Annotated in this window: 9 protein-coding genes; 5 read left to right on the top strand and 4 right to left on the bottom strand. The window is 49.8% G+C overall.

Annotation, left to right across the window (positions count from 1 at the left end; genetic code table 11):
- Positions 1–73: 73 nt before the first annotated feature.
- On the top strand, positions 74–673 hold the full coding sequence (locus DWX76_RS02385; protein WP_412693959.1) for a UDP-N-acetylglucosamine pyrophosphorylase: 600 nt from the start codon (positions 74–76) through the stop codon (positions 671–673).
- On the opposite strand, the gene mgtE is transcribed toward DWX76_RS02385, so the two are convergent.
- The 4 genes from mgtE to DWX76_RS02375 form a co-directional block, all read right to left on the bottom strand.
- Positions 665–1,711, bottom strand: coding sequence for a magnesium transporter (gene mgtE, locus DWX76_RS02380; protein ID WP_412693958.1), 1,047 nt, complete (start codon positions 1,709–1,711; stop codon positions 665–667). The genes DWX76_RS02385 and mgtE overlap by 9 nt on opposite strands.
- 8 nt (positions 1,712–1,719) lie before the next feature.
- Complete coding sequence (locus tag DWX76_RS14815) at positions 1,720–2,115, bottom strand: magnesium transporter MgtE N-terminal domain-containing protein (protein ID WP_347474934.1); 396 nt, start codon at positions 2,113–2,115, stop codon at positions 1,720–1,722.
- A gap of 205 nt (positions 2,116–2,320) precedes the next feature.
- The gene (locus tag DWX76_RS13885) at positions 2,321–2,470 is read right to left on the bottom strand and encodes a hypothetical protein (protein WP_022358426.1); all 150 of its coding nucleotides are present in this window, start codon (positions 2,468–2,470) and stop codon (positions 2,321–2,323) included.
- 62 nt (positions 2,471–2,532) lie between these two features.
- The gene (locus DWX76_RS02375) at positions 2,533–3,117 is read right to left on the bottom strand and encodes a TetR/AcrR family transcriptional regulator (RefSeq protein ID WP_107000022.1); all 585 of its coding nucleotides are present in this window, start codon (positions 3,115–3,117) and stop codon (positions 2,533–2,535) included.
- A 410-nt stretch (positions 3,118–3,527) separates the two neighbouring features.
- Between DWX76_RS02375 and DWX76_RS02370 the strand changes: the two genes are divergently transcribed.
- Genes DWX76_RS02370 through DWX76_RS02355 form a run of 4 tightly spaced genes read left to right on the top strand, consistent with a single transcriptional unit; the run spans position 3,528 to position 10,245 of the window.
- On the top strand, positions 3,528–4,160 hold the full coding sequence (locus DWX76_RS02370) for an AAA family ATPase (protein WP_118293224.1): 633 nt from the start codon (positions 3,528–3,530) through the stop codon (positions 4,158–4,160).
- Positions 4,161–4,185: 25 nt separating this feature from the next.
- Complete coding sequence (locus DWX76_RS02365; protein WP_243022430.1) at positions 4,186–5,154, top strand: cell surface protein; 969 nt, start codon at positions 4,186–4,188, stop codon at positions 5,152–5,154.
- Positions 5,155–5,189: 35 nt separating this feature from the next.
- The gene (locus DWX76_RS02360; protein ID WP_118570041.1) at positions 5,190–7,631 is read left to right on the top strand and encodes an efflux RND transporter permease subunit; all 2,442 of its coding nucleotides are present in this window, start codon (positions 5,190–5,192) and stop codon (positions 7,629–7,631) included.
- Positions 7,615–10,245, top strand: a complete 2,631-nt coding sequence (locus DWX76_RS02355) for a hypothetical protein (RefSeq protein ID WP_118524063.1) — start codon at positions 7,615–7,617, stop codon at positions 10,243–10,245. The genes DWX76_RS02360 and DWX76_RS02355 overlap by 17 nt, the downstream gene beginning before the upstream one ends.
- Positions 10,246–10,312 lie beyond the last annotated feature (67 nt).

Raw genomic sequence — 10,312 nt, 5'->3', positions numbered from 1 at the left:
TGCTTCAGATTATCTGAAACAGGTTTACCTACCCGTGGGAGGCGCTGGCAGGTCTCAGTGATTTATCATCGAATTGGGAAATAGCCTGGATCCGGCAGAATATGAGAAACGTGGTGAAAACATCTGGGTTCACAAGACAGCGAAGGTATTTGACAGCGCCTATCTGCACGGACCGGTCATCGTCGGCAAAGACGCCGAGGTGCGCCACTGTGCATTCATCCGCGGCAGCGCTCTGATCGGAGAAGGTGCAGTAGTCGGAAACTCTACCGAGCTTAAAAACGTCATCCTGTTCGATAAAGTACAGGTACCGCATTATAATTACGTCGGAGACTCCATCTTAGGCTATAAATCCCACATGGGTGCCGGTTCCATCACCTCCAACGTAAAATCCGATAAACTTCTGGTGGAAATCCACGCCGAAGACGGCAAGATCGAAACCGGACGCAAAAAAATCGGCGCCATGCTTGGTGACAATGTAGAAGTAGGCTGCGGCTCTATCCTAAACCCGGGCAGCATCATCGGACGCGGCACCAACATCTATCCGCTTTCCAGCGTGCGCGGCGGGGTAGATGCAAACTCTATCTATAAGAAGCAGGGAGAAGTTGCTAAAAAGGAAGAGTCCTGTTTTGCGTCCGAATCACAAATACCTATTTTCACCGGTTCTCTACACTAAATGAAACACATCCACCAGCAAAATCTCCGCCAGTCCATAATAAGTCACAACCGCTACCAGATCATTCACCGTCGTGATAAGCGGACCAGACGCAACTGCCGGGTCAACCTTCAGCTTGTGAAACAGCATCGGCACCAGTACGCCAACCAGGCTGGAGATCACCATCGCGGTCAGAAGAGAGATGCCGACACAGCCGGAAAGTGCAAAAGAGAAGAAAAGACTCTTCTGCTTCATAATATGAACGAAAATGCCGATCACGACGAATGAAGCCGAGCCGAGCAGCAGTCCATTTAAAAATCCGATTCGCATTTCCTTGAATATAAATCCCAGCTTCTGCATCGCGGAGATGTCCTCATCCATCAGGACACGGATGGTGACAGCCAGTGACTGGGTGCCGACATTGCCTGCCATGTCGAGGATCATCGACTGGAAGCAGATAAGAAGTGCGATACGGTCAACGATCGGCTCGAAAATGCCGACCACCGAGGAAACACCCATGCCGAGGAAGAGCAGCAGCACCAGCCACGGGAGGCGTTTTTTCAAACTCTGCAACAGTGGTTCGTGCAGATCCTCTTCGGAAGTAAGACCTGCCAGCTTTGCGTAGTCATCACCCATCTCGTCGTCGATCGCCTCGGCGATATCCTCGTAAGTGATGGCGCCGATGATTTTATGGTTCCGATCGAGTACTGGGATAGAATCCTCGCTGTAATCGATCAGCTCTTCCATACAGTCCGAAGATTTCTCATCCGCGTACACATACGGATAGGAGGTACTGATAATATCCTCCAGCTTCATGTACTCACGGGCAGTGATTAAATCTTTCAGCTCGATCGCACCGAAATAGCGCCCATTTTCGTCTTCGACGTAGATGGTGTCGATGTTGTCGTTGTCCTCCGCCTGGGAGATCAGATGGCGCATCGCCTGCTTGATCGTACAGTTATTGGGAATGACGATGTAGTTGGTTGTCATCCGGCTACCGATCTGTTCCTCATCGTAGGAAAAGATCAGGTGGATATCATCCTTAGATTCCTGATCCATGCGCGCGATCAGGCTTCTTTTTCCTCCGGATCTAAATTTTCGAGGATATCGACCGCCTCATCGGCATCCATCTCTGCCAGAACGGCTGCCGCCCGGTCAAGTCCCAGCTCATGCAGATAAGGCGCCGGTTCATCGAGATAGGTGAAAATCTCTGCCGTCATTTCCAGAGAGAGAATATTGTAGAGGCGTTTCCGGGTCGCAGTGTCCAGTGTTTCCAGAACCTCGGCAATATCGTTTGCATGGTAATTGTCGAGGTCATCCCGGATCACGCTTGCCGGTTTTCCGCTGCGGATGATCGCGCGGATATTTTCTTCAAAATTAGCATTATGCTCTGCGGTTGCGGCGATCGGAGCCGTTTCCGGGGAGCTTGTTTTCTTTTCGTCCATTTCTGGAGTCTGATTCATATTTGGTTCCCTCGCTTTCTGTCGTTCTATTTAATGCCGTTTGGGACGTACAGGGCGAGCAGTGCGGGGATAAAAAAATCCACCGCCAGTCGGGAACAGGATGAAATGCCGCAGATGGCAGTTTCAAACCCGCGCCAGGGCGATGGACAAATATATATGAAAACCAATCGTGCCGGGAAACGTTCAGCACTGAATCACCAGCCTGTTAAAGCAGGCGGAAATGTGCTGCCAGACAGCCCGATTCACACTCAAAAAGACCCTGCGGCAGACCAACAGTCTGGTACGCATGGTTGGAATTCATAGTTTGATTTTGCCCATCGCGACGACTTCGCCCGTTGCTGTCACAACTGTCCATGTGGTTCTCCTTTCTGAATTTTAAAAATTGCAGTTTTATTAAAGCACGGAATTTCGTGAAAGTCAAGCCGGATTTTCCAGCACTCGGATGCCTTTTAAGATAAAGTCCTCTGTCAAGATTGCCATCTGTTCTGTGGATTCCTTCATGCCGCTTTCGATCCAGTACTGAACGGTACCGACACAGCCGGAAACGATAAAGGCGGAAAATGCCGCGAGCGTATCCGGATCGCTGGAACATTTGAGATCCAGCCAGCCTTTTAAACATTTATCGCTGACAATTCGTTTCAGGCGGTTGACAAAATTCAGATCACCGTTTTCTCCTATTAAAATAGAAACAATCTCTGCATTTTCCTGTACAAGAGGAAATAGTTCTGAGAGTGCGAGGGAAGGGCGCGCTACCAGTTCGGGAACGGGATGGTGCGTCAGGACAGACTCAACCTCCTCGATCAGTTCATTTTTGATCTGATCCATCAGGTCAAAGACATCTTTATAATGAAGATAAAAGGTGCCGCGGTTGATGTCAGCCATCTCGGCGAGTTCGCGCACCGTGATATCCTGAATTTTTTTTTCTTTGAGGAGGCGGGTTAAGCATTCTTTTAACTGGCGTCTCGTCTTTCGTACACGCCGGTCGAGTATTTCTTCTTTCATAGTGACTTCCTTTCTGAACGTTTCCAGACAGGGAAACGCCGTATGACTGTGTATCGGAGGCTGTGGATGAAGGGAGTGTTAAAAATAAGTAAAAATGGGCACACCAGATACAAAAAACAAACATAATGTGATGAAATGTTGATTAAAATACAACTGACGTAAAAATGATTATTGTATTCATTCGAACAACTTAGTATAATGCATTATAGTTCAAAAATGAACAAATGTCAATTAAACAGACATGAGTTGTATATGCTCTATTTTAGATGTAACTGTTCACTGCGAAGAAGTCTTTTGTATGGAACGTTTCACAGACGGCAGGAGTGGCTGACAATCGGGAAAGGAACGGCTATGAGAACCTGCAGCATATGCGAAAGCAAAAGGAAATAGATACGAAGGTGGAATCTGGTATGAAAAATTTTGTCATTACAATCGGAAGAGAGTTTGGAAGCGGCGGCCATAATCTGGGGCAGTCTCTGGCAAAGGAACTGGGAATTCCCTGTTATGACCGCCATCTGATAGAGGAAGCAGCGGTGTGCGGCGAATTTAAGATGGAGGAACTGGAAGAGGCGGACGAGATGAAGGCGAACCGTTTTCTTTTTAAGGTTCCGGCCAAGTGCAATCCGTTTACCGGTTATGGAAAGCCGATGAATGATACCTTGTTTGTCGTGCAGTCCCAGTTGATCCGGGAGTATGCGAAGAAAGGTCCATGCATCATCGTGGGACGTTGCGCTGACAAGATCCTGGAGGAGACAGAAGGGCTTATTTCTCTATTTATATATGCCCCGATGGAGGCGCGCGTGAAGGAGATTATGCGGCGTTACGAGACAGATGAAAAAGAAGCTGAATACCTGATCAAACAAGCGGATAAAATACGGAAAAATTATTATAATTTTTATGCAAAAAAGACATGGGCGGATAAAGCAAGTTATGATATGTTGATTGACAGCAGCCGGATCTCGGAAAAGGAGCTGGCGGCGATGCTCCGAGCACTTTTAACGGCACGGGGGGTGGAACTGGAAACAGATGGATCCGATCAATAAGCATAAAGAAGAGTGAGGACAGCGTATGAAGGACAGAAAGTTGTGGATGAAGAAGGAAGAAAAGCGGACGGCGCCGGGGTTAAAAAGGGCGCTGAAAGCGGTTCTGGGACATAAGATAGTACGGCTGGCAGGAATCGCAGGAGTAAGTCTCCTTTTCTCAGCGTCTGCCGCCCAGACAGTGCTTGCGGATGATGCGGGTGTCTGGCAGCCGGTGGAGAATGGTTATTATCTGGTGGGAATGGACGGTTCTTACCTGACGGGCTGGCAGCAGATGGGCGGAAAATGGTACCTGCTCGGAGCAGACGGTTTGATGAAAACGGGCTGGGAGCAGGAAAATGGAACCTGGTATTATCTGCAAGGGGACGGCGCGATGGCGACCGGCTGGCAGAATATCGACGGAAAATACTATTTCCTGAAAGACAGCGGCGCGATGGAGGGAACGACCTTCACAAAGGATGAGACGCAGTATACGATCAACGCGGACGGCAGCCTGGCGAACGCCAAAAAGAAGAAAAACACGGGCGGCGGCGCGTACACGCTGGCATTTCTGGATGCAGATACCCAGGCGATGGCGGACAGCTTAAATGAGCTGAAGGCGGACGCGTTTGACGGGGATGAGGAAGAAGAGTACTATGACGATGACAAAAAAGATTACGATAAAGATGCCAGCTTTATTTTAAATGGAAAATTACAGCAGATCGCCGAACACCGCCTGGCGATGGCACGCAGTAAGGGTTATGGAAGCAGCCGGATCCCGGATGAAGGCACACTTGATGATTACCTCAAATCCATCGGGGAAAGCACTGCGAGACGTCATACGGAGATTTACCTCATCAACTGTGATGATGTGACGCAGGCAGAAGAAAAGCTTCTGCGTAATCACGACAGCGACGAGAAAAAGCGCGTGGACCGGGTGATTTATTATAAGGAAATGGGTGTTGCACATCAGCAGGTCGGCGATAAGCATTATTATATGATTATTTTGATGCGGTAAGGATCGCAATCATTGTATGACAGGAGCAAGCAGGCATGAAACTGAAATTTTTACATAAACGCAAAGAAGAAAAACAGACGGAAAAAGAAGCCTTCTCCCTGCCGAAATTCATCATTGAGCGGAGCAGGGCGATCGAGATTGTCTTTCTGGTTCTGGTGCTGATATCAGCGCTCATGGCGCCGTTTGTCGAGATCAACTATGATCTGACGGAATACCTGCCGTCGACCGTCCAGTCCAAACAGGGATTGGACCTGATGGAAGAGAAATTCGGCTACCCCGGCACGGGGCGCATCATGATTGACGATGTTTCGCTTTATGAGGCGAAAGCCTACAAGGATAAAATAGAGGCGTTGGACGAAGTCGATCAGGTCATGTGGCTCGATACATCGACCAGCGTATACGCGGCGGACGCATTTATCAACTTTAATAGTGTTGATGAGTATTACAAGGATAATACGGCGGTTATGGATATTGTTTTTGTAAACGGCGACACGGATAAGAGGACGTCCCAGACGATCGATGAGATCAAGGACATTCTCGGAGACAAGGGACATTACGTCGGCATGGCGGTTCAGAATAAATCGCTGCAGGAAAATGTTTCGAGCGAGATGAAGCTGATTATGACGCTGGCGGTCGTGGTTATTTTCCTGATTCTGACCGTGACGACGAACTCCTGGTTTGAACCGGTGCTGTATCTGACGGTCATGGGCGTGGCGATCGTCCTGAACAAAGGAACGAACCTGTTTATCGGGCGGATATCCTTTTTGACGAACAGTGTGTCGGCGGTCCTGCAGCTCGCCTGCTCGATGGATTATTCGATTTTCTTAAGCCACGCGTTTGCGAGGGAAAAGGCAAAGGGACTGGATCAGATGACCGCGTTAAGCAACGCGATCAATGAGGCATTAAACTCCATTTTCGCCAGCAGCCTGACGACGATCGTCGGATTTATCGTTCTGTGTTTTATGAAGTTTAATATCGGATTTGATATGGGACTCGTGCTGGCAAAAGGTATTGTCCTGAGTCTTCTGACAGTGGTGTTTTTTATGCCGGCGATGATTCTGCGTATGACGCCGATGATTGAGAAAACATCCCATCGTTCGTTCCTGCCGTCGTTTGATAAGCTCAGCCACGGTATCTACAACAGCCGCCGCATCGTGCTGATTCTGATTGCGGTGCTGGCGATCCCGGCATACACGGCGCAGAGCATGAACGATTTCCTCTACGGAAATGACGCGGTCGGCGCCAGCGAGGGAACGACGGTATATGAGGATGATGAGCTGATTACAGCGAAATTCGGACGAAGCAATATGATGATGGCAATCGTGCCGGATACTTCTTTTATCAAGGAAAAACAGTTCACGGATGAGCTGGAAGACCTGCCGTACATGAAGAGTGTAACGTCCTTGTCCGGGCAGCTCCCGGAGGGCGTACCGGAAGATTTCCTTCCGTACAGCATCACAAGCCAGTTACATAAAAAAGATTATGCGAGAATCCTTATTTACGTTAAGAGTAAGGGCGAGAGCAAGCTGGCGTACCAGTGCTCGGATGAGATCCAGGCGATCATGAAGAAATATTATCCGGAAAATTCGTATCTGGTCGGCACAACACCGTCCACACAGGACATCCAGACGACGATCACGAAGGATTACAGCCGTGTCAATGTGATGTCGCTGATTGGCGTATTTGTGGTTGTCATGTGGAGTTTTAAATCACTGATTATTCCGCTCCTTATCATGATTCCGATTGAGGTCGCGATTTTCGTCAATATGGCGGTACCGTACATCGTCGGAGACACGATGATTTTCATTGGTTACATTATCGTAAGCTGTATCCAGCTGGGCGCGACCGTCGATTATGCGATTCTGACGACGAACAATTATCTGGAATGCCGCAAGACGATGGATAAGAAGGAAGCGGCGATCGGGGCGCTGAATCTTGGTATTCCGGCGATTCTGACATCCGGTTCGATCCTGACCTGTGCCGGATATATTGTATACAAGGTATCGAGTGTCGCGGCGATCGGCGATCTGGGACATTTGATTGGACGGGGGGCTCTGATTAGTATGCTTTTTGTCTGCTCCCTGATGCCGGCATTTCTGGTATTGTTTGATCATATCCTGATGCAGAACGAATTTGAGAGGATTCATCTGTTTTTCAAAAAACGGCGCGAACGCCGCCATGCCCGCATGAAACGGGCGGCAAGACGCGTGGCTGGTGCCGTGTGGAAAGGGAAAAAGCCGCTGGTGGATTCAGTTACGTCGAAAAGAAAACAATTCGAAGCTAAAACGAAAACGCTGGAAGATACAGAAATGACAGAGACGGGCGGTCCTCAGGAGAAAACAGATTCCGATGCGGAGGCGCGGGAGAAACACAGAAGAAAGCTCCGGCTACTCGGAAAAGTGAGAGAACGAAGAAAAGACCGGAAACGGAAGATGACAGAAAAAAGGGAGGCTGGAAGCCATGAAGAAGATCATTAGAAGAGGAGCGGCGGCGACGCTGGCAGCGGTTACGCTGGTAACGAGTGCGGCAGTTCCTGTCCGGGCGGCTGCACCAAGAGTTCAGGTAGATGAAACGATGTATGTCAATCTGGACTATTATGGAACGGCAACGCAGATCAATGTGGTCAAAGGCTGTACCACGAATGGATTGACCGAATATACCGATTATGGTACCTATGACAAGGTGGTCAACATGACGGACGACACGGCGCCGGAAATTGGCGATGGAACCGTCACATGGAAACTGCCGGAGAAGAATTCGCGTTTTTATTATCAGTGTACGATGCCGAAAAACAGCGTCGATCTGCCGTGGACGTTTGACGTTTCCTATAAACTTAATGGAGTGGAAGCGGATGCATCCAAACTGGCGGGGGCGTCTGGTCTGGTTGAGGTCAATGTAAAGGCGACCCCGAATGAGAAGGCGAAGGCGTATTATAAAAATAATATGGTGTTGACCGTGTTGGTGCCGGTGGATATGGAGAAATGCTATAGTGTCGATGCGTCGGGCGCGCAGGTGCAGTCGGTTGGAAGCTATCAGGCGGCAATGTTTGCGGCGCTTCCGGGCGAGGACGGCGATTTTACAGTCCGGGTCGGCACGGATAATTATGAGAATATCGGAGTCATTATGATGATGGTTCCGGGGACCCTGGATGAGCTGAACCGCATCAAGGATCTGAAAGAGGCGAAAGATACCTGGCGCGAGGATGGAAACAAGATGTATGACAGCATGAATGCGCTGTTAAAGACGATGGAATCCATGAAGTCGGATGTTTCCGGCGTGAAAGGCGGTCTGGCAAATCTCGATCGGGCGCGTGGAACCGTCAGTGCTAACCGGAAACAGATCGAGGCGCTCTCGACACAGGCGCTTGCCGATCTGCAGGCAGTCACGGATCAGACGACGGTCATGATTCCGTATTTACAGACGGCGCGCGATGCGGTGACGGATATTAACAGCAACACACAGGCGCTTTCCAATACGATGGAAGATATGCAGGATGAACTGGATCGCCTGTATGACCGCCTGGGAAGTCTGAGCAAATCGCTCCGGTCGGCTTCGGATGAATTAAATAAGGGTCTTGTCAGTCAGCAGACGCAGGATGCGATCGAGAAAGATATTGTCCAGCGGACGGCGGAAGTCCAGAAAATTTTGGAAGAACTCGATAAACTTCTGGGACAGGGAAATACCTCCCTGGCGGTGACAGAACAGGGGATTGGAAGCCTGAATCAGAGTTTAGCCACGTTAGACGGCATGAAGCTGAAACGGATCCGCAAGATGAAGAGTGCGGAGAAGGAAGAGACATCTGTATCGTCGGAGGCGGCATCTGGAAACGGAAATGGTCAGACAGCGGGGGCGGCTGGCAGCGCAGATATCACGGATTCTGCAGGTGCCGCCGATCATGCAAAAACTACGGGTTCTGCAAATACCACGGATGACGCGGAAATGGCAGCAGGCACTTCGGCCTCTGGCTCAGCAGGAACAGAAAGTAAAGATTCGGCTGAACAGGAAGCAGCGGGCGCAGGCATAGCGTCTGGTGCAGCTGGTAACCAGGCGGAAAAAGCGGCTGAATCAGCGACAAAGACGGAAGAGAAGAATCCTGCTTCGACGGCAGACAAGGCAGAGACGGATTCTGCTAAGAATTCGGGTTCCGCTTCGGAAGACAACTCCTCGGGTCAGGATGCAGAGGTGAATGCATTTGGAACCGAGGTTTCTGCGGGAGCCCTGACAGCCGGACCGTCCGGCGAGCCGGGAAGCGGCGGTGTCAATGATGCGAGCTGGGAAGATGAGATTGGCAATGCAGAAGATGATGTAGAGGAGGCGCTGGAGTCTCTGTCAGCGACTACTTATTCTGCGGATGCTGCAAGTCTGGTGGAAGAGACGAAGGGCATTTTCCAGAAAGTGGAGCAGGCGCAGAAAACTGCGAAAACGATTGTGAATAAAGTGAATGGTGCGTTCAAGACGGCGGGAGATATTACTGGCAAGACGGGTTCGACTTTATCGGCGCTCAGAAGTTCGACCGATGAACTGATTAATTTGCTGGATGATATGCGGGTCCTGATTGACACAACGGATAAATATGTGCCGACGATGCTGGATTCCCTGTCTGATTCTGAAGAACTGATGAACCGGCTGACCAGGGCACTTTATACCACACATGATATGCTCAGTCTTTTGAATGACACGCTGATTTCGGCAGGTGATTCGCTGGATGCCGGAACCAAGGCAACGCTGCAGGGCATGGAGAAGATTCTTGATAAGAACCTGACCCTGATCGATCAGCTTGCGGCGGTTCGGGAAGCGGGGGAAGACATGAAGAGTACGCTCGATGAGCAGATCGATAAGTTTGAGGATGAGAACAACTTCCTGAACATAGATCCGGAGGCGGAGAAGATTTCCTTTACCTCCTCGAAAAATCCGTCCCCGAACAGCGTGCAGATCGTCCTGCGGACCGATGAGATCAGCGATGATGATGAATCAACCGATATCTCCGATCAGGAGGCAGACGGCAGCAGTGAAGAAGGTCCGTTAAAACGGATGTGGAATGTGCTGGTGGCGATCGTGAAGGCGATTATTGAGATATTCCAGAATCGGTAAAAGATGCAGAATAAAAATAGATAAGAAAAAGAACTGCCGCATCAGCAAATGATTTGCTGGGCGGCAG

It is taken from the genome of Clostridium sp. AF21-20LB (genome assembly GCF_003478795.1).
In the GTDB taxonomy this organism is placed as follows: domain Bacteria; phylum Bacillota; class Clostridia; order Lachnospirales; family Lachnospiraceae; genus Otoolea; species Otoolea fessa.
The sequence above is the reverse complement of the archived record's forward strand: the minus strand, read 5'-3'. Positions and strand labels throughout refer to the sequence as shown.